Below are 22,563 nucleotides of genomic sequence, written 5' to 3' on the forward strand. Positions count from 1 at the left end.
ATAAAGTGCGCGGCCTGAAAATTGATAAGGAAAAGCGAGCCAATGACTGATACACCACAAAATCCCGGTGCGGCGAAAGATCCGTTGCACGGTGTCACGCTGGAAAAACTGCTGACAACGCTGGTGGATAATTTTGGCTGGCCCGCACTGGCCTCGCAGGTCAATATCAACTGCTTCAAAAGCGATCCGAGCATCAAGTCCAGTCTGAAATTTCTGCGCCGCACGCCCTGGGCGCGTAAGGAAGTGGAAACGCTGTATCTGGATTTTATCGAAGGCCATTTGCGCCCTGATATGACGCGCAGCAAACGTCGCACGCCGCTCTCCGCTGAAAAGCCGCAAAAGCCTAAAGTCAGTACCGTGAAACCTGCCGCCGACAGCCCGTGGAATAATCATCCGCTGGTGAAAAAGTAAATCATTTGCATTTCATTGTGTTCATTTGAGGGAAAGAGTCGTGTCAGAGCAACATGTTCTTATTGTGGTGGATATGCAAAACGGCGTTTTCGCTTCCCCGCGTTATGACCGCAGCGGACGGGCTGAGCGTATTAATCAGCTGATTGACCGGGCAGGGCGCGTCATCTTCATTCAGCACGCTGAAGGTGAAATGACCGAAGGCAGCGAATTCTGGCAGGTTTTGCCTGAGCTACATCAGCCCGAAGGAGCGATTTCTGTCACCAAAACCGCCTGTGATTCTTTCTATCGCACCACGCTGGACGCGGTACTACAGGAACTGAACACGACCCGTTTTACGGTTTGTGGTTGTGCGACAGATTATTGTGTGGATACGACCATCAAAGTCGCCGCCAGCAAAGGTTATGCCGTGACCGTTGCGTCGGATGCGCATACAACCGGCGACCGTACGCATGTTACCGCGCAGCAACTGATTGGTCAGCATAACGAAGTGTGGCGTGAATTATCCGTGCCCGGCAATCCGGTCACAGTAAAAACCACCGCAGAAATTCTGGCTGACTGGCAGTAAATTCGGTTTCCCAAACGTCAAAAAGGCCGCTTTACGCGGCCTTTCGTATTTCTGCTAATGATAAATCAGAGCATCTTTTGCAGCGCTTCTTCTACTGCCATCCGCAACATATCGCGGTCATGGCGATACGGAATATCACTGGCTTCCAGCGGGCTTTGAATAATCAGATGCGCTTTGGCACTTTCGCCCAGCGTCACTTTCGGCCCGACAATCGCGGCATCAGCGCGACGGCCAATGCGCTTTTCGATCATATCCAGTTTGTCATCCAGGGTCAGCGACGCCGCAGCAACGCTCAGCTCTTTCCCCAGATTCCCGATATATACGATGTGCGCACGGCTGCGGCGCAGGGCGGTGGTGAGATCTTCCATCAGCAACAGCGGCATCAGGCTGGTAAAGAAACTTCCGGGGCCAATCAGGATGAGGTTCGCTTCGGCGATGGCGTGCAACGCTTCGCGTGTGGCCGGAACCTGTGGCTCCAGCAGTAATTCCCGCGGGATTTGCGTCAGTTTATCGACGTTTACTTCGCCGTGAACCCGCTGACCGGTTGCGTCGATCGCGGCTAAATCTACCGGTTGTTCGGACATCGGAATCAGCTCAGCGTCCACTTTCAGCAGGCTGCGCACCAGATTGATCGCTTCCAGCGGACGGACGGTCAGGTGATCCAGTGCGCGCAGCATCAGGTTGCCGAGATTGTGTCCGTCCAGTTCGCCCTGGCCGCTGAAGCGGTATTCGAACATCGCAGAGGCTAAGCTCGGTTCGGTGATCAGCTGGTTGAGGCAGTTGCGCATATCGCCCCAGGCGATGCCGCCCACCGAACGACGGATACGGCCGGTTGAACCGCCGTTGTCGGTCGTGGTCACAATGCCGGTGAGACGCGGGCCCAGCGAAGAAAGAGAAGACATTACGCGGCCCAGGCCGTGCCCTCCGCCTAATGCCACCACCCGGTCGAGGTCAGCTAATGTTCGATTGCGCATAAAGATCCTTGTGAAGCGGCCAGAGGTGAGAATAGTGCGTGCTCAGGGCACAATAATGATGCTGCAGAGACTTGTGTCGCCGGGAGATTTTACCTAATTTTGCAACAGGATGTTATCCCTTCGCAGCACTCTCAGCGCTTTCAAAATCAAGCGGTTTTATCGTTGAAAATGCTCTCTTTTGTTGTGAAAAATCGTTATATATCAAAATGCATAACGAAAAACCACCTTGGCGATCCGGTCTTCAGAGCGTTAAACTGTAGTCCGTTACCCGAATTCTTCATCGTTCTGCAATGAACGTGTTGAATCAACTCCTAGCCCTGGTTCCTAAGTTGCCTTTCTGACGTTGTTCCCACAGAAACAATATGGAGCCCTGGCCGTGACAATCAGTCACCAGGGTGCATGGCAGAAATGCCCGCATCTCCCGTATTTGGAAAGGTGTTTAGGTGCTTCAACTTACTGATGCTTTTGCCCGCAAGTTTTATTACTTGCGGCTGTCGATCACTGACGTGTGCAATTTTCGTTGCACCTATTGTCTGCCGGACGGTTATAAGCCGCACGGGCACAGCAATAAAAGCTTTCTTTCGCTCGATGAAATCCGTCGGGTCAGTCGCGCGTTCGCCAATCTTGGAACGGAAAAAGTGCGCCTGACCGGTGGAGAACCGTCGCTGCGCCGTGACTTCTGCGACATCATTGCCGCCGTTCGCGAAAACCCCTCAATTAAAACGCTGGCCGTGACCACCAACGGTTACCGCATGGCGCGTGATATCAGCAAATGGCGTGATGCGGGGCTGACAAACATTAACGTCAGCGTCGACAGCCTTGATGCCCGCCAGTTTCACGCCATCACCGGCCAGGATAAATTCCGCGATGTGATGGCCGGCATTGACGCCGCGTTTGACGCTGGTTTCAGCAAGGTCAAAGTCAATACCGTGCTGATGCGCGATGTGAATCACGCCAGTCTGAACACCTTCCTCGACTGGATTAAAACCCGTCCGATTCAGCTGCGTTTCATCGAACTGATGGAAACCGGCGACGGCGGCGACCTGTTCCGCAAACACCATGTATCCGGCGAAGTCCTGCGCGAACAGCTGGTGCGTCAGGGCTGGCAGTTACAGGTTCGTTCCCGCAGTGACGGCCCGGCGCAGGTGTTCAGCCATCCGGATTATCTCGGTGAAATCGGTCTGATCATGCCGTACGAAAAAGACTTCTGCGCCAGCTGTAACCGGCTGCGCGTCTCAGCCATCGGCAATCTGCATTTGTGTCTTTTCGGCGAGCAGGGCATTCCGCTGCGCGATTTATTAGCCGACGACATGCAGCAGGACGATTTGATGGACAGGATCCAGGGCGGCCTCAGCCGTAAAAAACAAACGCACTTCCTGCATGAAGGCAATACCGGAATAACCCAGAACCTGTCGTTTATCGGCGGCTGAGTCCGGCATTAATCGTTTAAGGAGCAAACTGATGAGCAAAGCCAGCAAAGAATTTTTGCCGTTATCTGTGGCGATCATGACGGTTTCTGACCGCCGCACCGACGCGGAAGATACCTCCGGCCATTACCTGAAAGAAGCCGTGACCGAAGGCGGCCACCACGTTGTGGCGCAGCAAATTGTTAAAGAGAGCATTTACAGCATTCGCGCCGTGGTTTCTGCGTGGATTGCAGATGAAAAGATCCAGGCCATTCTGATCAACGGCGGTACCGGATTTAACGCGGGCAACAATACGCCGGAAGCCCTGAAGCCGTTATTTGACCGTGAAATTGAAGGTTTCGGCGAGCTGTTCCGTATGGTGTCTTTCGAAGATATCGGCACCTCGACCATTCAGTCACGCGCCATCGGCGGTATTGCCAATCAGACGGTGATTTTTGCCATGCCGGGATCAACCCGCGCCTGCCAGACCGCCTGGGAAAATATCATTGAAGCACAGCTCGACGCCCGTCAGGGACCGTGCAATTTCACCCCACATTTGAAGAAATAAGAATGTCTGAATTAACCCACATTAATGCTTCCGGTGATGCCCACATGGTGGACGTTTCCGGTAAAGCCGAAACGGTTCGCGAAGCGCGTGCAGAAGCGTTTGTAGAAATGGCCGCTGACACGCTGGCGATGATTATTAATGGCAATCACCACAAAGGTGATGTCTTTGCCACGGCGCGTATCGCCGGGATTCAGGCAGCCAAAAAGACCTGGGATTTAATCCCGCTGTGTCATCCGTTACTGCTGACCAAAGTGGAAGTGAATCTGGAAGCTCAGCCGGAACATCACCGCGTGCGCATCGAATCCAGCTGTCGTCTGAGCGGCAAAACCGGTGTGGAAATGGAAGCGCTGACGGCGGCTTCTGTAGCGGCGCTGACCATTTACGACATGTGCAAAGCGGTACAGAAAGATATGGTGATCGGCCCGATCCGCCTGCTGGAAAAAAGCGGCGGTAAATCAGGCGACTTTAAGGCGGAAAGCAAGGCTGAAGGTAAGGTGGAAATATGATCGACATTTTATTCTTCGCCCAGGTTCGTGAGTTAACCGGGACGTCCGGCCTGCAATTGCCGGCTGATTTTTCCACCGTGGAAGATTTGCGCAATTCCCTGACCAGACGCGGTGACCGCTGGGCACTGGCGCTGGAATCCGGCAAACTGCTGGTGGCTGTTAACCAGACGCTGACCACGATGGCGCATCCGCTGGTAGCGGGCGACGAAGTGGCGTTCTTCCCGCCAGTGACCGGGGGCTGAGATGGACAGGACAAAAATTATTGTGGATGCCGCCCCGTTTAACGTTGGCGAAGAGTACAACTGGCTGGCGCAGTCAGACGCCGACGGCGCGGTAGTGACGTTCACCGGCAAAGTGCGCAATCACAATCTGGGCAGCCATGTGACGGCACTGACGCTGGAGCACTATCCGGGCATGACCGAAAAAGCGCTGGCGGAGATTGTTGAGCAGGCGCGTGCGCGCTGGCCTTTGCAAAGTGTTTCTGTTTATCACCGCGTCGGGCCGATGTATCCGGGCGATGAAATTGTGTTTGTCGGCGTCACCAGTGCGCATCGTGGAATGGCGTTCGAAGCCAATGAATTTATTATGGATCAGCTGAAAACGCGCGCACCTTTCTGGAAGCGCGAGGCGACGGAAGAGGGTGACCGCTGGGTTGATGCCCGTGATAGCGATAAAGTCGCGGCGGCGCGCTGGTAAATAGCGGCTCAACCGCACGCAGACCTCCCATGCTTTTCGCATTATCTGTGATACGCTTAGAAGATCGGGAGGCTTTTTTGGCCTCATTTTTCGTCCTCCATGCAAAAGGGTAATCATCATGGATCGATATCCACGCAGTAACGGTTCAATTGTTGAACGCGCGAATACCGGCATTCAGGCGTACATGGCGCAAGTGTATGGCTGGATGTTCTGTGGCTTGCTGCTGACCGCATTTGTAGCCTGGTATGCTTCCGGCTCTGAAAAAATCATGAGCTTCGTTTTCTCCAGCCAGATTACGTTCTTCGGTTTGATCATCGCCCAGCTGGCGCTGGTCTTTGTGATTTCCGGCATGGTGAACCGCCTGAGCGGCACCGTCGCTACCGGTCTCTTCATGCTCTATTCGGCGCTGACCGGGCTGACGCTTTCCAGTATTTTCCTGGTCTACACCGGTGACTCGATTTTCGGCACCTTCATTGTCGCCGCCGGGATGTTTGGTGCGATGAGTGTTTACGGCTACGTGACCAAACGTGACCTGACCGGTATCGGCAGCATGTTGTTCATGGCGCTGATTGGCCTGGTTCTGGCATCGCTGGTCAACATGTGGTTGAAAAGCTCTGGCCTCGCGAACATCATTTCTTACGCCGGTGTGCTGATCTTCGTCGGCCTGACTGCGTATGACACGCAGAAGCTGAAAAACATGGGTGCGCAATTGTCTGCTGATGATCGCGATAACTTCCGCAAATACTCCATCGTTGGCGCACTGACGTTGTATCTGGATTTCATCAACCTGTTCCTGATGTTGTTGCGGATTTTCGGCAACCGCCGGTAATTGTTTTTGATTTCAAATGTGAGAGAGGGGCACTGAGAAGTGTCCCTTTTTTTATGCCGGATGGTGAGGTCTTTTACTCCCTCTCCTGCGAAGAGGAGGAGCAAATCAAACCCTCACTCTTCCCGTCGGCACCTGCCGGAAACTCCACCACACCTGCACCGTATTGAACAACACCAGGATCGCGGTGACGATAAACACCCAGCGGAACCCCAGCAGGGCTGAGGCACTCGAGCCAATCAGCGGCCCGACCACGTTCCCGAGGTACATAAACGACTGGTTGTATCCGAATATCCGCCCTGTGACCTGGTCGCTGCTGTATTTCACCAGCAATGCCTGAACCGCAGGCATCAATGCACCATCGCCGAAACCGAGCATGAAACGCAGAATACCCAGCTGCGTCGGGGTATTAATCAGCGCCATCAGGCAGAAAAGGACAAAGCAAAATACCAGCGCGGCGATAAGTATCCGGTGCGCGCCGATGCGGTCACCGAGTTTGCCGAGTTTCGGGGCGGCCATCAGCGCGGAAACGCCCGGGACGGCGGCAATCACCCCGCTGATAAAGGCGATATTACTGGTATCGGAAGAAAGCTCGCGGATAAACAGCGTCAGGATCGGGCTGATAGAACCGTTCGCCAGCTGAATCATCATGGTGGTGACGAACAGGCTGACGATAAGCCACGGATAAGGCAACGTGGTGAAGACCGCTTTCCCGCTCAGACGGTTAGCTTTGGAGACCGGAACAACGCGTTCTTTGATCAGGAATAACGTGATCAGGAAGCTGATAAACAACATGCCGCTGGTGACGAAAAATACCGTGCGCAGGCCGAGATGGTCGGCCATAAATCCACCCAGCAGCGGGCCGATAATCACGCCCGATACCTGACCGGTGGATAACGTGCCCAGTGCCCAGCCGCTTTTATCACGCGGCACCTGTGAGGCGACCAGCGCCATCGCATTGGGAATATACCCGGACGTCAGCCCCATCAGCGTACGCAAAATGAAGAGCTGCCAGACGTTGGTGGCAAAGCCCTGCAGCATCATGACAATCGCCATGCCCAGCGCGGCGCGTAACAACATCAGCTTGCGGCCTTTGCGGTCAGCAAGGCTGCCCCACAGCGGCGCAACCACAGCGGAAACCAGAAACGTCCCGCTAAAAACCAGACCCGACCACAAACTGAGTGATGCGTGATCGGTCACGCCCAGTTGTTCGATGTAAAGCGGTAAAAAAGGCAGGATCTGACTCATCGCCATGCCGGTAAAAAAACAGCCGAGCCAGACGGAGATTAAATTTACTTTCCAGGTTTCCATGTTGCAGCGGTATGGCCTTATGGACAGAGGAGTGTGAGAAACGAAGCATAGCAATCAAATCTGTGAAGTGGGACGCAAAAAGTGGGAACCCATTCATCAGCTTTATAATTGATTATCCTGTATCAAAGTTTCGGATTATCGCGGCAGATTATGCGGCCTGAAACTGTGACCCGATCCTGCCGTTGTAACCGTCAGTTACAGGCAAAAAGGAGATAACTTCACGCATGGCGGCGTTTTGTGCTAGTATCCACCCAACTGGCGCACTGCAGTTTGTGCCGAATCCTCGTGGTAATGCCTCATTTGCCTCGTCTGATCATCCACTCTTGAAACTGCACCGAACCCCGTTCGGGTTAGAGTGGACTGGAGCTTTTCCTTATATGTCATTTGATTCCCTCGGCTTAAGTGCCGAAATTTTGCGTGCTGTTGAAGAACAGGGCTATCGCGAACCTACGCCTATTCAGCGTCAGGCTATTCCTGTCGTGCTTGAAGGTCGTGACCTGATGGCGAGTGCGCAGACCGGTACCGGTAAAACCGCTGGTTTTACACTGCCGCTGCTCAACATGCTCAGCCATACCAACGCGCAATTCAAAGGACGTCGCCCGGTTCGTGCGCTGATCCTGACCCCAACCCGTGAGCTGGCGGCGCAGATTGGTGAAAACGTCCAGGCTTACAGCAAATACCTGACCCTGCGTTCGCTGGTGGTATTTGGTGGTGTAAGCATCAACCCGCAGATGATGAAACTGCGCGGTGGTGTGGATGTGCTGATCGCAACGCCGGGTCGTTTGCTGGATCTGGAACATCAGCGTGCTGTGGATTTATCTCAGGTTGAAATCCTGGTGCTTGATGAAGCTGACCGCATGCTGGATATGGGCTTCATCCATGATATCCGTCGCGTGCTGGCGAAGCTGCCTGCCAAGCGTCAGAACCTGCTGTTCTCCGCGACGTTCTCTGATGAGATCAAAGGTCTGGCGAGCAAGTTGCTGACCAACCCTGCTTCTGTTGAAGTGGCCCGTCGCAACACCGCTTCTGCGCAAATTGAACAAAGCGTCCACTTTGTTGATAAGAAACGTAAAAGAGAATTGCTGTCTCAGATGATCGGTGAAGGCGACTGGAAACAGGTGCTGGTGTTCAACCGTACCAAACACGGCGCGAACCATCTTGCTGAACAGCTGAATAAAGACGGCATCACTGCCGCAGCAATTCACGGCAACAAAAGTCAGGGCGCGCGTACCCGTGCGCTGGCCGATTTCAAAGCCGGTTCAATCCGTGTTCTGGTCGCCACCGACATCGCCGCGCGCGGTCTGGATATCGATCAGCTGCCACACGTTGTGAACTATGAACTGCCAAACGTACCGGAAGATTACGTTCACCGTATTGGCCGTACCGGTCGTGCTGAAGCCACTGGTGAAGCGATTTCTCTGGTGTGCGTGGATGAACACAAACTGCTGCGTGACATCGAGCGTCTGCTGAAACGTGAAATCCCGCGTATCGCGCTGGAAGGTTACGAGCCAGACCCGAGCATCAAAGCTGAGCCGATCATCAATGGTCGTCAGGGTAATGGCGGCGGCGGTCGTGGCGCGCCTCGTCAGGGCCAGCGTCCGGGTGCACCGCGCTCTGGTGCTCCACGTTCCGGTGCTCCGCGTCAGGGCGGAAACGGTCAGCGCAGCGGTACCTCTGAAAACCGTGGTTCAGATAACCGTGGTTCAGCTGAAAACCGTCCGGCACGTTCGCGTCCTGCGCATGCAGGCCAGCGCCGTACCGGAAATGCAGGCAGCGGCAATAAGTAATTGTCATCACTGCTCTGCAATCAAACCGCCTTAACCGGCGGTTTTTTTTCGCCTGAAATCCGGCTAACGGATCACATACGCGCAGCGGCGCGCGCCCTGTAAAATATGCTCGGTGCGTTCAACGTTCGCCTCCAGCACATCACGGAAGACATCCCGCTCGGCGCGGCAAAAACCCTGACAGGTCGTTGCGGCGGCGCAAATCGGGCAGTGGTTTTCGACAAACAGATAACTGCCGTCTTTCTGCAATGTCCAGTCCGCCATATACCCTTCGCGGGTGCGGATTGCCGTCAGCCGTTGCAGCCTTTCTTCCAGCGAATTCGCGCCTTTCATCGCTTGCCGGTAATTATCCAGCGTCTGGCTTTCACGCGATGTAATCAGCTGATCCAGCGCGGATTCGCCCAGCGACGTGCGGATAAGCTGAAGAAGTTGTACGGTCAGATCAGCGTGCGCGTCGGGGAAGTGCGCATGCCCTTTGGCGGTGAGTTGCCAGTATTGTGCCGGCCGCCCGACACCCTGTGACACGGCTTTCGCTTCAACCAGACCGTCTTTAGCCAGCTTTACAAATTGCTGCCGCGCCGCTTCGCCGGTTGTGCCCAGCAGATGACCCGCATCGCTGGCCTGCATTTCCCCGCGGGTTTTCAGCAGCGTCATTAAGCGCTCAGCGACGCTTTGCCGGACGTCATTTTTATTTTCCAAGTCGTTGCTTGACATATCGCCTCGCCGGGTTCTAGATTAGGTAAAACATATTCCAAGTAAATTCTTGTTTTAATCATACCATAATCACAACGCGCTTCAATGTGCGGAAAACATAAACCAAAGGGACGAAGAGAAATGTCGGAAAGTCAGAGCGGCTGGAAGGATTTATTCAGTGCGGAAAACCGGGGAAGTGCCATCACCCTGAGCGCCGGCGTCGCGCTATACGCCACCAACAGCTACATCGTGATTACGATTTTGCCATCCGTAGTGCAGGATATCGGCGGGCTGGCGTGGTACGCATGGAACACCACGCTTTACGTCGTCTGCTCGATTCTCGGCTCGGCGCTTTCTGCCCGGCTGATGCGAACCGCCGGACCGCGCGGCAGTTATCTTATGGCGACCGGTATTTTCATCGCCGGTGCTGCGCTTTGTACCGTTGCGCCGAGTATGCCGGTGTTGCTTGTCGGGCGCGCCTTGCAGGGGCTGGGTGGCGGTTTCCTGTTCGCGCTTTCTTACGCGATGATTAATCTTCTGTTTAAAGAATCTCTCTGGCCCCGCGCGATGGCGCTGATCTCCGCGATGTGGGGGATTGCGACGCTGGTCGGCCCGGCGGTCGGCGGCATTTTTGCAGAGCTGCACGCGTGGCGCTGGGCATTTGGTCTGCTTCTGCCGGTCACGTCATTATTTGGCTTGTGGGTCTGGCGGATCCTGCCTAAATCTCAGCGGGAGAAACAACCGGAAGAACCGTTGCCGCTGATGCAACTGGCGCTGCTGACCGGCGCGGTGCTGGTGGTTTCGGCGGGCAGCCTGTCTTCGCACGGGCTGATTAATCTGCTCGGTTTTGTGATTGCGGTGGTGATGATCCTTATCCTGCGCCACCGGGAGTTTACCGCCAATGTCAGGCTGTTGCCGCGTAACGCGCTGCGCCGTTCATCGCCGCTTTATGGCCTGTATCTGGTGATGTCGTTGCTGATTATCGGCCTGGGCTGCGAGCTGTTTGTGCCTTATCTGCTGCAACATTTGCACGGCCAGACACCGCTGGCTGCCGGATATATTACTGCCGCCGCCGCCGCGGGCTGGACGTTAAGTGAAGTCGCCAGCTCGGGCTGGACGGGGCGTCGTGCCGACAACGCCATTGTTTCCGGCCCGCTGATTCTGGCTGCCGGCTTGCTGCTATTGCTGTTCACCGTGCCGGTGGCTTTCGGAATGCCGTGGCTGAATATCAGCGGGGTAGTGCTCGGGCTGACGCTGGCCGGTTTTGGCATCGGGCTGGGCTGGCCACACCTGCTGACCCGCGTCCTGCAACAGGCACCGGAGGAAGATCGCGAAAAAGCCGGTGCGTCGATCACCGTCGTGCAGTCTTTCGCCTCCGCGCTGGGTGCCGCGCTGGCCGGAACGGTGGCTAACTTCTCCGGCGTGAATCAGGGCGATGCGGGCGCTGCCAATGCCGCGTTCTGGATGTTCCTGCTGTTTGCTGTTCCGGCGTTTCTGGCGGTGTGGATTGCCTGGCGTTCGGTGAAAGCCCGGCAGGCCAGTGGCAGTGCGCCGGAACACCTGAGCCGCGATTTGTCACAGGGGTAATTGCCCGGCGGCGGGCCATGCGGTAATCTTGCGCGTCATTTTTAAAGGTTGAACTGCGATGCGCGTATTACTGGCTCCGATGGAAGGTGTGCTTGATCCCCTGGTTCGTGAACTTCTCACCGAAGTGAACGACTACGATTTGTGCATCACTGAGTTTGTGCGTGTGGTGGATCAGCTGCTTCCCGTCAAAGTCTTCCATCGCCTGTGTCCGGAATTAGAACACGACAGCCGCACGCCTTCCGGCACACGGGTTCGTGTACAGCTTCTCGGTCAGTATCCCGAATGGCTGGCTGAAAACGCCGCCCGTGCCACTGAACTGGGCTCTTACGGCGTGGATCTCAACTGCGGCTGCCCGTCGAAAATGGTTAACGGCAGCGGCGGGGGCGCCACGTTACTCAAAGACCCGGAGCTGATTTATCAGGGCGCTAAAGCCATGCGCGCCGCGGTGCCAGCGCATTTGCCGGTGACGGTAAAAGTACGTCTGGGCTGGGATTCTCTGGAGCACAGTTTTGAAATCGCTGACGCCGTACAACAGGCGGGCGCGACAGAACTCACCGTGCACGGGCGCACCAAAGAAGACGGTTACAAACCTGAGCGGATTAACTGGCAGGCGATTGGCGAAATCCGTCAGCGGCTGAGTATTCCTGTGATTGCCAACGGTGAAATCTGGGATTACGCCAGCGCTCAGGCTTGTATGCAAACCACCGGCTGTGACGCCGTCATGATCGGGCGCGGCGCGCTGAATATTCCCAATCTCAGCCGCGTGGTGAAGTACAACGAACCGCGTATGCCGTGGGCGGACGTGATGACGCTGTTGCAGAAATATACCCGTCTGGAAAAGCAGGGTGATACCGGTTTGTATCACGTAGCGCGTATCAAACAGTGGCTGAGTTATTTGCGTAAAGAGTACGAAGAGGCGACAGAGTTATTTACTGAAGTGCGCGTGCTGAAGACGTCGAAGGAAATTGCCGGACGCATTAACCGGTGACTGAATTCCATGACTTCTCCACGCGGCAACGCTTAAAAATGGAGGAGTATCATGGACAATAAAGACATCGGCCTGAGTCACATAGCTTTTGCCGTTAAAGATCTCGACGCCAGTATCGCTTTCTATCAGCAATTTGCCGGAATGAAAGTCATCCACCGGCGCGGCGAAAAAGGCACCCCCGTCCGGCCTGTTGCCTGGCTCAGCGACATGACCCGCCACTTTGCCCTGGTCCTGGCAGAAGACCCGCATTCTACCGACACTCAACTCGGCCCGTTCGGGCATCTCGGTATTGCCTGTGCCTCGAAAGAAGCGATGGACAACAAACTTGCCGAAGCGCGTGATGCGGGCGTTTTGCGTCAGGAACCGACAGATTCCGGCGCGCCTGTCGGCTATTGGGCTTTTCTCGATGATCCGGATGGAAATACGCTCGAACTTTCCTACGGGCAGGAAATCGGTTATTTAATCGACCATCAGTAATTGCCGGATAATCAATAATAAAAACGGGCAGGGAGCTAAAACCCTACCCGTTGTCGTCTGAACTCCCTTCAATCTTACGCAAGTGTTCACTAACTCGCCATTGCACGGTCTGCGGGTGGTTGTGACAGACTTTGTGACAAATAGATTTGAAAATTGCGAGTGCTAAGACTATTCCTGTCACTTATAATTCCCGCCGCTGTTCCGACATAACTTCATGACAACTTTCTTAAATACAGAGCAATGCATGTGAAAATTCGTCTTCTGGTTCTGAGCTTATTAGCCTTAAATACAGGCATGTTGTCTGCACCTGCCGCCTTCGCTGCAAAACATGAGCAGGCCGTCGCTCCCATTGTTCAAATTGCTTCAGGCAGCGCCATGGTGGTGGATCTTAAAAGCCACGAAGTGATTTATTCCCGAAATCCGGATGAAGTGAGGCCGATTGCCTCCCTGACCAAACTGATGACCGCGATGGTGACGCTGGATGCGAATCTGCCGCTGGATGAAGTGATCAACGTTGATATCAGCAATACGCCTGAAATGCGTGGTGTGTTTTCCCGCGTAAAACTCAACAGTGAAATTACCCGCCGCCAGATGATTCAGCTGGCGCTGATGTCTTCCGAAAACCGTGCGGCGGCCAGCCTGGCGGCGCATTATCCGGGGGGGTATTCGGCGTTTATCAATGCGATGAATGCCAAAGCGAAATCCCTCGGCATGACCCATACCCATTATGTGGAGCCGACCGGGCTTTCGCCGCGAAACGTTTCCACGGCGCGCGATTTAACGCGATTGCTGCTGGCTTCGCAGCGCTATCCGCTGATCGGCCAGCTCAGTACCACGGCTGAGAAAACTGCGGTGTTCAGCCATCCGGCCTACGCACTGCCGTTCCGCAATACCAACCATCTGATCATGAATCCGTCGTGGAACATTCAGTTGACCAAAACCGGTTATACCGACGTTGCCGGTCATTGTCTGGCGATGCGCACCACCATCAACGGCAAACCGGTCACGCTGGTGGTGATGGACGCGTTCGGGAAATTTACCGCCTTTGCGGATGCGAACCGTCTGCGCACCTGGATGGAAACCGGAAAAACCGTGCCTGTTCCGCAGATTGCCAAGAACTACCGTAAGCAGAAAGAGCAGCAGAAATCTCAGCCATCGATAGAAGAAGCTGACGATTAAATACCCGTTAACCCTCATGCCGCAGGTGTATTGGCCGTGATCCGGGTAACCTTTACTTGCCGCCTTCCTGCGACACGAATTATTTAGGGTATTAAGATTGTTCAAACTAAAAAGTCCGGCGCAGGTGCCGGACTTTTGTTTTATATACAGACTGACGATTTTTAGAAAATCAGTTTAAACACCCCTGTCAGGGTCAGTAAGCCAACGATAAAGATGATGGCGATGATCCACAGAATAATTTTCATGTTTTCTCCTTATCACACCCTTTTGTCGTCATCAGCTAAGTTGGCTAAGCCAATGATTATTCCACTTTCAGTATAGCCAATCCTGCCATTTGCGCTTTTCCGCCAGTCTTAAACCGCGACGACCGCTCTCAGGCCGCATTCCGGGCTGGTGAGCGGTTTGCCCCTTTGCGTTAACTGCGCTGCGCCGGTCATCGATGCCTGAGCCAGCACCACTGCGGCTGCGCCAGCTATATAGGCTGCGTCGGCCGCTGCGGCGACAGTCTGCAAATATCCCGCCAGATCTCCCTGCTTAAACTTGTCCCAGGCTCCGGCTACCAGACGCATTTCCAGCGCGGCGCCGGGGTGTTTTTCTGTCTGCTCAAACAGCTTCCTGGTCGGGCCGAGCGTGGTTTCCACCGCACATAACACCACCACTTTTCCGGCGGTTTTCATCGCGGCTTCGGCCAGCGCCTGATCAACGCGCAAAACCGGCACCTGCGTACTTTCAGCGGCGGCCGCAGCGGCTGCGCCCAGCGTTGAGCAGGTGAGTAAAACGCGATCGCTGTCCTGACTCAGCGCGAGCAATATCTGTGCGGTTTCTTCAAGAATTTCCGGCGTCAGCCCGCCAGCGTGTTCTGCGGCCGCCAGTAAATCCGGGCGGGAAATATGGCGGAATGTATGGTTATTCAGTCCCAGCTCCTGAGCTGCATTTTCAAAAACCGCGATGTTGCTGTCTGCCGTGTGTAAACAAGTGATGCGCATGGACGTCTCCGGAAAGTGTGATGACGCTACGTTAACGAGTTTCTATCTTCCCGTGGAGGCTTTTTTGCCTGTAAAAATTTGTTAATTAGTGTACTAACTCAATGCAGAATAATTAACTCATTGATTTTAAATATATAAAATATGTACCTTTTGGTTCGAAATATCTTACTTTCATCTAACATCTTCGTATAATCTCCGTCACAAATATAAACCCATATCTGATGTGGGTAAGTCCCCTTTCAATGTGCGTAAACAGGAGAATTATCGTGAAACGCAGACACTTTCTGACCTCGATGGCGGTGCTGTTATTCAGTACCGCCTTAAAGGTTAAAGCCAAAATTTTCTCCGGCGGCATGCCGTGGATTATCCATTCGGTTCGTCCGCCAAAACCGGTGGTTGCCGGGGAATGGACGTTCTTCACCGCTGAAGAAGTCAGCCTGATTGAAACGCTGGCTGACCGGATTATTCCGGCTGATGAGCTGAGCATCGGTGGGAAAGAGGCGGGCTGTGCGGTATTTCTTGACCGTCAGCTGAGCGGCGATTATGGCAACGCGGTCACGACTTACCGCCTCGGGCCGGTGATTCAGGACGGTTTACCGCAGGCCGGGCCGCAATACAAAGATACCCCTGCCGAACGCTACAGGCTGGGGCTGGCCGCGCTGAACAGCGTGGCGAAAGCGCGTAATGCGGGTAAAAACTTTACCGAACTGACCGGCGAGCAGCAGGACGATTTACTGCGCCGCGTGGAATCCGGCGAGATCCCGCTGACCGGCGTCAACGGCCAGCTGTTCTTCAATATGCTGGTGCAGAACATGCGCGAAGGCTTCTTCTCCGACCCGCTTTATGGCGGCAATAAAGACATGGCCGGCTGGAAAATGATTGGCTTCCCGGGCGCGCGGTATGACTTCCGCGATGTCATCGACCGCCGTGGTGAAGATCTGCATATCGAGCCCGTCAGCATGCTGACCCAATACGAAAAATCATAAAAACCGGCAACGCACGGGCTTTGATTATTGAGATATTTTCAGGAGTACATGTCGTATGAGCAATAAAAGAGAGAAGGTCGACGCAGTGATTGTCGGCCTCGGCTGGGCGGGTTCGCTGATGGCCAATGAACTGACGCTGGCTGGCCTGAATGTGGTCGCCATTGAACGTGGTTCATGGCGCGATACCAGCAATGATTTCCCGACCACCATTGATACCGACGAACTGCGCTTCGTCAGCCGTCGCGCGATTATGCAGCCCACGGCGGTAGAAACCCTGACCTTCCGTAATAACCCGATCCAGCAGGCGCTGCCGCTGCGTGAGTTTAATACTTACCAGTTCGGGATGAACGTCGGCGGGGCGGGCACACACTGGAACGGCATGACCTGGCGCTTCCTGCCGTATGATTTCCAGAGCTACAGCCAGACGGTTGAACGCTACGGTAAAAACAAATTCCTGGAAGGAATGCAGGTTCAGGATTGGGGCGTGACATTTGACGACGTCGAACCGTTCTACGATAAATTTGAACGTTACGCCGGGACATCCGGGAAAGCCGGTAACATCAAAGGCGAAAAAATTGAAGGCGGCAACGTCTTCGAAGGCCCGCGCAGCCGGGATTATCCGCTGCCGCCGCTTAAGCGCACCCAGCTGTCGATGATCTTCGACAAAGCCACGCGCGAGATGGGCTATCACCCGTTTGCGGTGCCTGCGGGCAACACGTCCGGTGCGTACACCAACCCGCTGGGCGTCAACATGGCGCCGTGCACATACTGTGGTTACTGCGAATTCTTCGGCTGCGGCAACTGGTCGAAGAGTAGCCCGAATGCCTGCATCTTGCCTGCGGTGATGCAGCGCCCTAATTTTACGGTGATCACCGAATCCGAAGTCTTGCGCGTCAACAAAGCACCGGACGGCAAAACTGCCACCGGCGTGACCTTCATTGGCAGCGACGGCGTGGTGTGGGAGCAACCGGCGGATATCGTGGTGATTTCTGCCTACCAGATGGATAACGTCCGCCTGATGCTCCTTTCCGGCATCGGCCAGCCTTACGACCATAAAACCGGTGAAGGCGTGGTCGGGCGTAACTATGCGTACCAGACTATTTCCGGCGCAGGTTTCTTCTTCGAAGACGAAATGATGAATCCGTTCATCGGCGCAGGTGCGCTTTCACAGGCCATTGATGATTTCAACGGCGATAACTTCGATCACACCGGCCATGACTTTATCGGCGGCGGCGTTGCGCTGGTGCATTCCACTAACGGACGCCCGATCGGCTATTCCAACAACGTACCGCCGGGCACACCGCGCTGGGGCGCAGACTGGAAAAAAGCCGTCAAACACAGCTACCAGAACTACAACAATATTTATTGTATGGGCAACAGCTATCCGCACCGCGACGTGTTCCTCGATCTTGATCCGGAATACAAAGACCGCCACGGTCAGCCGCTGCTGCGCGTGACGTTCGACTGGATCGAAAACGACAAACGCTCAGCGAAATTCATGGCTGACCGCTCGGTTGAAATCGCGCATGCGATGGGGGCAAAAACCGTTGTGCGTCAGGAACCGACGGCTAAACCGTTCTCGCCAATGGATAACCTTTCTTCCCACACCACGGGCGGCGCCTGCATGGGCGACAACCCGAAAACCAGTGCGGTGAACCGCTATCTGCAAAGCTGGGATGTACATAACGTCTTTGTGTGTGGCGCATCGGCGTTTGCCAATAACGGCGGTTATAACCCCACCGGCACGGTGGGCGCGCTGACTTTATGGGCGGCAGAAGCGATTAAAACCCAATATCTGAAATCCCCTGGTCCGCTGGTGAGGGTTTAAGCATGAGAATGAAAAAAACGTTAGCAGTGATTGCCGGTGTGGTCGTCATCGGCGGGCTGGGGTTTGTCGGTGTGAAAATGGGGTACAACGCCAGCCAGTCCGGCGAATTTCAGGCACCCGCAGCGGCGGCGATGACCGGTAAAACGGCCATCGAACGCGGTAAATATCTGGCGCTGGCGGGGGATTGTGTGGCCTGTCATACCGCGCCGGGCGGTGGCAAGCCGTTTGCCGGAGGCTATGGTCTGAACACGCCGTTTGGCACGATTTACGCCACCAATATCACGCCTGATAAAGAAACCGGTATCGGCGGCTGGACCGATCAGCAGTTCATTAATGCGGTGCGTAACGGCAAAGGGATCAACGGGGAAAACCTCTATCCGGCGATGCCTTATAACGTCTATGCCAAGGTCAGCGATCAGGATCTGAAAGACATCAAAGCGTACCTGAATACCGTGCCCGCCGTGCATTACGATGGCCCGAAAACTGATCTGCCGTTCCCGTATAACATCCGCCTGATGATGTTTGGCTGGAACCTGTTGTTCCTGGATACCGCCCCGTTTAAGGCCGATCCGGCACAGTCAGCAGAATGGAACCGCGGTGCGTATCTGGTGGAAGGGCTGGGGCACTGCACATCGTGTCATACGGCGAAAAATCCGCTGGGGGGCGATAACTTTGGGGTGCATTTGCAGGGCGGAGAACTTCAGGGCTGGTTTGCGCCGGAAATCACCGGGAATGTCCGTCAGGGGCTTGGCGACTGGAGCAACGATGAAATTGTTCAGTACCTGAAAACTGGCGCGAACGCCCGTACCGTGGCCTCCGGCCCGATGGCGGAAGCGGTGACAAATTCGCTGCAACACCTGTCGGACTCCGATCTTCATGCCATTGCGGTTTACCTGAAAAGCTTACCGGGCAGCAAAGATAACTCCGCACCTTTCGCAGCGAATGCCTCAATGGCTAATGGTAAGGAACTCTACGCTGATAACTGCGCCGCCTGCCATCAGAATTCCGGTGAAGGTGTGCGCAATATGGTGCCCGCGCTGAAAGGCAACAACGGCATTCAGGCCAGCCAGCCGACGAATATTCTGCATGTGCTGATGAACGGTGCGCAGGGTGCCGCGACGCTCAGCAATCCGACCAGCGCGGATATGCCGGAGTTTGGCTGGAAAATGACGGATCAGCAAATGGCCGATGTCAGTACTTACATCCGCAACGCGTGGGGAAATCAGGCGCCAGCGGTCAGTAAAGACGATGTGGCGAAGGCCAGAAAAACGCAGGACGGCGCGGCGGCATTGCATAACCCTGCACCGTAAAAAAAACCTGAGCGTATTATCAGGAGTCCCTGTAACGGAGCCGCGCAAGCGGCTCTTTTATTTGGTATTTATTCATTTTATCAATGCAATTCCCTAAGGCATAGATTCATAAATAATCACGCCCTGAACGAGAAAAAAATTGATTTGAGGTGTTTATTTATACAGTGCAGACTGCCCGCAGATTAAGGATGCCTGAACAAGAATTAGCTCAAGCGAGGGACAACACATCATGTTTCTGCTCAGGATGCCAGATTGCTGGCCAGCCAACCCGATGCTCTATCTTCCCGGTGCCCTGACGATGCCGGAAGACTTTAAGGGAGAATGGATTATGGAAGCGTTACTGCAAAGCCAGATTAACAGTATCGAAAAGCAGGGAATCAAAACCGGTGAGGAAATTGCAGGCCTCAATTTGCGGGTGGGAAAGGTTGAAAAGCAAGTTGTTCAGCTTACAGAGGTCGTTACGGACACCAATCTCCGTGTGGGAAAACTAGAACACCAGATGGTCACGCTCACCGATGCTGTGACAGATATCGGTGTTCGCGTGGGGAAAACGGAGGAAAGTATTGTTCGCATCGATAAACATCTGGTCAGGATCGACGAGCATCTGGTGCGAATTGACGATCATTTTGTTCTCATTGATAAGAAATTTGACCTGGCAGATGAACGCTTTGAGAAAGTCGACCAGCGCTTTGACAAAATGGATCTGCGTTTCGATAAAATGGATGCCCGATTTGATTCCCTGGAGTCGCAGCTGGCGGTTATTCAGTCGAATTACGTGACCAAGGATATTTTCCACATCTATATTACAAAACAGACCCATTGGATCATGGGCATGATGGTAGCACTGGCTGGTGTGGTGCTTACCGCTGCATGCTATATCCACTGACCTTCAGGGAAATTCCTTTCTCCGGCATCAACATCCTCTGCGACAGGGGGGTTGTGCCGCCAGCAAACCGCTTAATAACGGCTATAATATAAACAGGCTGCCACCTTCTTGTTGCCCTTGTGACCTTTATCAAACGGGCATTCCCGAAGGTTTATCATCGTACGCCGCTGGCGGCTTTCGGCGCACAAGGGGGTGTTTCATGGGTAATCATGTCTGGGGACTGTTATCTCATCCGGGTCCCGAATTGCAGCAAATCCAGCGTGAACGGGAAACCGTTTCACATGTTTATTCCCACCATGTTTTTCTGATGGCGCTGATTCCGGTTGTCTGTTCCTTTATCGGGACAACGCAGCTGGGCTGGAACTTCGGTGACGGCCAGAAGCTGATGGTTTCCATGTTCACCGCGTCCTACATCGCTGTAATCTTCTATGTTCTGATGCTCGCCGCTGTTGCTTTGATGGGGCGAATTATCTACTGGATGGCGCGTCGTTATGACAGCCGCCCGACACTCAACAGTTGTATTGTGTTTGCCGGTTACGTTGCCACGCCGATGTTCCTCAGCGGGATCGTTGCGCTTTATCCGATGGTCTGGTTATGCCTGTTTGTCGGGCTGATTGGCCTTTGCTACAGCGGATATCTGCTGTACCTCGGTATTCCAAACTTCCTCAACATTGACCACCGCGAGGGGTTCCTGTTCTCCAGTTCGACGCTGGCGATGGGGGTTCTGGTTCTTGAGTTGTTACTCGCACTGACCGTGCTGATGTGGGGTTATGGAACGAAATTGTTCTAACCAATGAGATGAGGTCGGAGTGACGTAGTATCCCTCCCCTGAAAAGGGGAGGGTTGGTCAGAAGCACTTCACCGCGTTATTCCTGCCAGTTTTTCAGCTTACTGGTTTTGCCGATCCCCGGGTTAAAACTGTTGGTCGGGTCGGCCTGCCGGTAAAATTCCTTCAGATGCGGTTTTGCAATATACAGATGTCCGACATTGTGTTCCGCCGGATATTCGGCACCTTTGGCATCCAGCAACTCGAGCATGCGGTGTTTCAGCGCCTTACTGTTCGCCCCTTTTTTGACAATGTAATCCTGATGGAAAACGTGGCACATAAAATGGCCGTAATAGAGTTTTGCCACCAACTGATTATCAATATCCTCCGGCAACGTTTCAAACCAGTCGCGATCGTTGCGGCGCAGTGCGATATCCAGCGCCAGAATGTCTTCCACTTCTTTCTCATGCACAGCGTGATAACGAACGGCGGCACCCGCCGCAGCGAAGCGGTGCAGAAACGCCTTTTTGCCTTCGTCGGCGGAACAGATAAAGAAATCACCCTGATTTTCGCTGAAGAAACGGGTCAGAAACGTTCTGGCTTCATCAATTCCGGGGCCGGACATTTTCAGCAATAAGTGATGCTCAAACCGGTCACGATATTGCTTCATGCGGGGCGGTAAATGATTCGGCAGCGCTTTACTCAGGCACTGCATTACGCGATCGCTGAAATGTTTCGGCAGGAAAGGCACCTTGCTGGCGTGTGCGTCAAACTTCCCTTTGGCGGTAAACATATCCGGCATTTTGTCTGTGCCGAGCTTGTCGATCATCAGGAACGTATCTTTACCGTACACTTCGGTGATATCGAAAATATCCCGGTGCATGTATTCGCCAGCCACCGGAAGATTCGCAAAATCTCTCAGGATCTGACGACGTAACTCAGTGAGAACCGCTGTGTCATTAGTGCCGATATAGAAAACCTGCTGCTGGGTTTCTGCCGGGAAAGTATCGAGACGGACGGCGAAAACCGCCAGCTTCCCGGCACAGCCCGAGGCTTCAAACAAACGGCGCTCATCGGCGTTAAAGCGTGATGGCGTATCGGCATCCACTTCGCGGACACGCGCCGCGTAATCATGGTCCGAAGCCAGCCGCTGATCGTGCAGAATATCAGCTTCGAGATAATCGCCTTTTTCCAGCCGTGTCAGAATCTCTTCCGGCGTCTCACCCAGATTGATCCCCAGATGGTTTATCAGCCGGAGTTCTCCCTGCGCATCAATCTGCGCATACAACGCCATTTCCGTATAAGCCGGACCACGTTTCACCAGTGAACCGCCGGAGTTGTTGCATATCCCGCCGACGACGGAGGCACCAATGCAGGATGAACCGATGACTGAATGCGGCTCGCGGTTATACGGCTTGAGAATTTTTTCGAGCTTATACAACGTGCTGCCGGGGAAACCGATCACCTGATGGCCGCCGTCGAGCAGCTGGATCTGATCGAGTTTCAGGGTGCTGAAAATGACGATGTCTCGGTCATAATCGTCGCCGCTCGGCGTCGAACCTTCGGTCAGCCCCGTATTGGCGGCCTGCATGATGACAATTTTGTCGGCCGCGATGCAGGCTTTAAGCAGTTGCCATTGTTGAAGCAATGTCTGCGGGAATACCACCGCCAGCGCCTTGCCGCCGCCGGAGCGAAACCCCTTGCGGTAGCGCTCGGTATTGCTGTCGCCGGTCAGGACATGGCGGCTTCCGGCGATTTCTTTCAGCGTGGTGATGAGTGACTGATTATCCATTTCATCTTCCTTTTTTTGACGTAGGCTCTGCAATCATA

23 protein-coding genes and 1 riboswitch are annotated in these 22,563 nt (G+C 54.3%); of the genes, 18 read left to right on the top strand and 5 right to left on the bottom strand.

The features are described from left to right. Positions 1 to 42: 42 nt before the first annotated feature. Positions 43 to 411: a VF530 family DNA-binding protein gene (locus tag J1782_RS09085; RefSeq protein ID WP_152325484.1), complete on the top strand. Its 369-nt coding sequence runs from the start codon at positions 43 to 45 to the stop codon at positions 409 to 411. Between the two features lie 40 nt (positions 412 to 451). After that, positions 452 to 976 (top strand): isochorismatase family protein, encoded by a 525-nt coding sequence (locus tag J1782_RS09090; protein WP_152325485.1) that lies wholly within the window; start codon positions 452 to 454, stop codon positions 974 to 976. A gap of 65 nt (positions 977 to 1,041) precedes the next feature. Here the strand turns inward: J1782_RS09090 and yvcK are convergent, their stop codons facing one another. Continuing rightward, a complete protein-coding gene (gene yvcK / locus J1782_RS09095; protein ID WP_152325486.1) occupies positions 1,042 to 1,950 on the bottom strand; it encodes a uridine diphosphate-N-acetylglucosamine-binding protein YvcK in 909 nt (302 codons plus the stop codon). Between the two features lie 296 nt (positions 1,951 to 2,246). Beyond that, a riboswitch (molybdenum cofactor riboswitch) is annotated at positions 2,247 to 2,404 on the top strand. On the opposite strand from yvcK, the gene moaA reads away from it, so the two are divergent. The 6 genes from moaA to J1782_RS09125 all read left to right on the top strand — a co-directional run bounded on the left by moaA (position 2,394) and on the right by J1782_RS09125 (position 5,955). Further along, positions 2,394 to 3,380, top strand: coding sequence for a GTP 3',8-cyclase MoaA (gene moaA, locus J1782_RS09100; RefSeq protein WP_152325487.1), 987 nt, complete (start codon positions 2,394 to 2,396; stop codon positions 3,378 to 3,380). It overlaps the preceding riboswitch by 11 nt. Positions 3,381 to 3,411: 31 nt before the next feature. Continuing rightward, positions 3,412 to 3,924 (top strand): molybdenum cofactor biosynthesis protein B, encoded by a 513-nt coding sequence (gene moaB, locus J1782_RS09105; RefSeq protein ID WP_101077326.1) that lies wholly within the window; start codon positions 3,412 to 3,414, stop codon positions 3,922 to 3,924. A gap of 2 nt (positions 3,925 to 3,926) precedes the next feature. After that, positions 3,927 to 4,430 carry a cyclic pyranopterin monophosphate synthase MoaC gene (gene moaC, locus J1782_RS09110; protein ID WP_217152986.1) on the top strand — a complete coding sequence of 168 codons (504 nt, stop codon included), beginning with the start codon at positions 3,927 to 3,929 and terminating at the stop codon, positions 4,428 to 4,430. Next, positions 4,427 to 4,672 (top strand): molybdopterin synthase sulfur carrier subunit, encoded by a 246-nt coding sequence (gene moaD, locus J1782_RS09115; RefSeq protein ID WP_165059518.1) that lies wholly within the window; start codon positions 4,427 to 4,429, stop codon positions 4,670 to 4,672. Before moaC ends, moaD begins: the two co-directional genes overlap by 4 nt. A 1-nt stretch (position 4,673) precedes the next feature. Continuing rightward, positions 4,674 to 5,126, top strand: a complete 453-nt coding sequence (moaE, locus tag J1782_RS09120; protein WP_152325490.1) for a molybdopterin synthase catalytic subunit MoaE — start codon at positions 4,674 to 4,676, stop codon at positions 5,124 to 5,126. Positions 5,127 to 5,244: 118 nt separating this feature from the next. Next, a complete protein-coding gene (locus J1782_RS09125; protein WP_013576373.1) occupies positions 5,245 to 5,955 on the top strand; it encodes a Bax inhibitor-1/YccA family protein in 711 nt (236 codons plus the stop codon). Positions 5,956 to 6,060: 105 nt separating this feature from the next. On the opposite strand, the gene J1782_RS09130 is transcribed toward J1782_RS09125, so the two are convergent. After that, complete coding sequence (locus J1782_RS09130; RefSeq protein ID WP_152325492.1) at positions 6,061 to 7,263, bottom strand: multidrug efflux MFS transporter; 1,203 nt, start codon at positions 7,261 to 7,263, stop codon at positions 6,061 to 6,063. Between the two features lie 377 nt (positions 7,264 to 7,640). On the opposite strand from J1782_RS09130, the gene rhlE reads away from it, so the two are divergent. Continuing rightward, positions 7,641 to 9,050, top strand: coding sequence for an ATP-dependent RNA helicase RhlE (gene rhlE / locus J1782_RS09135; protein ID WP_152325493.1), 1,410 nt, complete (start codon positions 7,641 to 7,643; stop codon positions 9,048 to 9,050). Positions 9,051 to 9,113: 63 nt separating this feature from the next. Here rhlE and J1782_RS09140 read toward each other — a convergent pair whose 3' ends face one another. Next, the gene (locus tag J1782_RS09140) at positions 9,114 to 9,761 is read right to left on the bottom strand and encodes a metalloregulator ArsR/SmtB family transcription factor (protein WP_217152987.1); all 648 of its coding nucleotides are present in this window, start codon (positions 9,759 to 9,761) and stop codon (positions 9,114 to 9,116) included. Between the two features lie 120 nt (positions 9,762 to 9,881). On the opposite strand from J1782_RS09140, the gene J1782_RS09145 reads away from it, so the two are divergent. The 4 genes from J1782_RS09145 to pbpG all read left to right on the top strand — a co-directional run bounded on the left by J1782_RS09145 (position 9,882) and on the right by pbpG (position 13,971). Then, positions 9,882 to 11,327: an MFS transporter gene (locus J1782_RS09145; protein WP_152325495.1), complete on the top strand. Its 1,446-nt coding sequence runs from the start codon at positions 9,882 to 9,884 to the stop codon at positions 11,325 to 11,327. A 58-nt stretch (positions 11,328 to 11,385) separates the two neighbouring features. After that, positions 11,386 to 12,315, top strand: a complete 930-nt coding sequence (gene dusC / locus J1782_RS09150; RefSeq protein WP_152325496.1) for a tRNA dihydrouridine(16) synthase DusC — start codon at positions 11,386 to 11,388, stop codon at positions 12,313 to 12,315. 51 nt (positions 12,316 to 12,366) lie between these two features. Continuing rightward, positions 12,367 to 12,792 carry a VOC family protein gene (locus J1782_RS09155; RefSeq protein ID WP_152325497.1) on the top strand — a complete coding sequence of 142 codons (426 nt, stop codon included), beginning with the start codon at positions 12,367 to 12,369 and terminating at the stop codon, positions 12,790 to 12,792. 240 nt (positions 12,793 to 13,032) lie between these two features. Further along, entirely contained in the window at positions 13,033 to 13,971 is a 939-nt protein-coding gene (gene pbpG / locus J1782_RS09160) for a D-alanyl-D-alanine endopeptidase (protein ID WP_217152988.1), read from the top strand. A gap of 353 nt (positions 13,972 to 14,324) precedes the next feature. Here the strand turns inward: pbpG and J1782_RS09165 are convergent, their stop codons facing one another. Next, a complete protein-coding gene (locus J1782_RS09165; RefSeq protein ID WP_217152989.1) occupies positions 14,325 to 14,957 on the bottom strand; it encodes an aspartate/glutamate racemase family protein in 633 nt (210 codons plus the stop codon). Positions 14,958 to 15,223: 266 nt separating this feature from the next. Between J1782_RS09165 and J1782_RS09170 the strand changes: the two genes are divergently transcribed. From J1782_RS09170 to J1782_RS09190, 5 genes are all read left to right on the top strand, one after another. Continuing rightward, a complete protein-coding gene (locus J1782_RS09170; RefSeq protein WP_217152990.1) occupies positions 15,224 to 15,943 on the top strand; it encodes a gluconate 2-dehydrogenase subunit 3 family protein in 720 nt (239 codons plus the stop codon). A gap of 55 nt (positions 15,944 to 15,998) precedes the next feature. Beyond that, complete coding sequence (locus tag J1782_RS09175; protein WP_152325501.1) at positions 15,999 to 17,771, top strand: GMC family oxidoreductase; 1,773 nt, start codon at positions 15,999 to 16,001, stop codon at positions 17,769 to 17,771. 2 nt (positions 17,772 to 17,773) lie between these two features. Then, positions 17,774 to 19,081, top strand: a complete 1,308-nt coding sequence (locus J1782_RS09180; protein WP_217152991.1) for a cytochrome c — start codon at positions 17,774 to 17,776, stop codon at positions 19,079 to 19,081. A gap of 229 nt (positions 19,082 to 19,310) precedes the next feature. Beyond that, a complete protein-coding gene (locus J1782_RS09185; RefSeq protein ID WP_254303019.1) occupies positions 19,311 to 19,967 on the top strand; it encodes a hypothetical protein in 657 nt (218 codons plus the stop codon). 199 nt (positions 19,968 to 20,166) lie between these two features. After that, positions 20,167 to 20,757 carry a Yip1 family protein gene (locus J1782_RS09190; RefSeq protein WP_152325503.1) on the top strand — a complete coding sequence of 197 codons (591 nt, stop codon included), beginning with the start codon at positions 20,167 to 20,169 and terminating at the stop codon, positions 20,755 to 20,757. 76 nt (positions 20,758 to 20,833) lie between these two features. Here the strand turns inward: J1782_RS09190 and dld are convergent, their stop codons facing one another. Continuing rightward, positions 20,834 to 22,525 carry a D-lactate dehydrogenase gene (gene dld, locus J1782_RS09195; RefSeq protein ID WP_152325504.1) on the bottom strand — a complete coding sequence of 564 codons (1,692 nt, stop codon included), beginning with the start codon at positions 22,523 to 22,525 and terminating at the stop codon, positions 20,834 to 20,836. Positions 22,526 to 22,563 lie beyond the last annotated feature (38 nt).

Origin of the sequence: Rahnella sp. BCC 1045, from assembly GCF_019049615.1 — a bacterium.
Lineage (GTDB): Bacteria > Pseudomonadota > Gammaproteobacteria > Enterobacterales > Enterobacteriaceae > Rahnella > Rahnella contaminans.

What these genes read in the sequence shown, in the direction of transcription:
- moaB (WP_101077326.1), top strand. Translation starts at nt 3,412, where the DNA reads ATGAGCAAAGCCAGCAAAGAATTTTTGCCGTTATCTGTGGCGATCATG.
- J1782_RS09180 (WP_217152991.1), top strand. Translation starts at nt 17,774, where the DNA reads ATGAGAATGAAAAAAACGTTAGCAGTGATTGCCGGTGTGGTCGTCATC.
- pbpG (WP_217152988.1), top strand. Translation starts at nt 13,033, where the DNA reads ATGCATGTGAAAATTCGTCTTCTGGTTCTGAGCTTATTAGCCTTAAAT.
- moaC (WP_217152986.1), top strand. Translation starts at nt 3,927, where the DNA reads ATGTCTGAATTAACCCACATTAATGCTTCCGGTGATGCCCACATGGTG.
- dld (WP_152325504.1), bottom strand. Translation starts at nt 22,525, where the DNA reads ATGGATAATCAGTCACTCATCACCACGCTGAAAGAAATCGCCGGAAGC.
- J1782_RS09165 (WP_217152989.1), bottom strand. Translation starts at nt 14,957, where the DNA reads ATGCGCATCACTTGTTTACACACGGCAGACAGCAACATCGCGGTTTTT.
- J1782_RS09190 (WP_152325503.1), top strand. Translation starts at nt 20,167, where the DNA reads ATGGGTAATCATGTCTGGGGACTGTTATCTCATCCGGGTCCCGAATTG.
- J1782_RS09145 (WP_152325495.1), top strand. Translation starts at nt 9,882, where the DNA reads ATGTCGGAAAGTCAGAGCGGCTGGAAGGATTTATTCAGTGCGGAAAAC.
- J1782_RS09140 (WP_217152987.1), bottom strand. Translation starts at nt 9,761, where the DNA reads ATGTCAAGCAACGACTTGGAAAATAAAAATGACGTCCGGCAAAGCGTC.
- J1782_RS09125 (WP_013576373.1), top strand. Translation starts at nt 5,245, where the DNA reads ATGGATCGATATCCACGCAGTAACGGTTCAATTGTTGAACGCGCGAAT.
- moaE (WP_152325490.1), top strand. Translation starts at nt 4,674, where the DNA reads ATGGACAGGACAAAAATTATTGTGGATGCCGCCCCGTTTAACGTTGGC.
- dusC (WP_152325496.1), top strand. Translation starts at nt 11,386, where the DNA reads ATGCGCGTATTACTGGCTCCGATGGAAGGTGTGCTTGATCCCCTGGTT.
- J1782_RS09175 (WP_152325501.1), top strand. Translation starts at nt 15,999, where the DNA reads ATGAGCAATAAAAGAGAGAAGGTCGACGCAGTGATTGTCGGCCTCGGC.
- J1782_RS09130 (WP_152325492.1), bottom strand. Translation starts at nt 7,263, where the DNA reads ATGGAAACCTGGAAAGTAAATTTAATCTCCGTCTGGCTCGGCTGTTTT.
- J1782_RS09185 (WP_254303019.1), top strand. Translation starts at nt 19,311, where the DNA reads ATGTTTCTGCTCAGGATGCCAGATTGCTGGCCAGCCAACCCGATGCTC.
- moaD (WP_165059518.1), top strand. Translation starts at nt 4,427, where the DNA reads ATGATCGACATTTTATTCTTCGCCCAGGTTCGTGAGTTAACCGGGACG.
- rhlE (WP_152325493.1), top strand. Translation starts at nt 7,641, where the DNA reads ATGTCATTTGATTCCCTCGGCTTAAGTGCCGAAATTTTGCGTGCTGTT.
- J1782_RS09085 (WP_152325484.1), top strand. Translation starts at nt 43, where the DNA reads ATGACTGATACACCACAAAATCCCGGTGCGGCGAAAGATCCGTTGCAC.
- yvcK (WP_152325486.1), bottom strand. Translation starts at nt 1,950, where the DNA reads ATGCGCAATCGAACATTAGCTGACCTCGACCGGGTGGTGGCATTAGGC.
- J1782_RS09155 (WP_152325497.1), top strand. Translation starts at nt 12,367, where the DNA reads ATGGACAATAAAGACATCGGCCTGAGTCACATAGCTTTTGCCGTTAAA.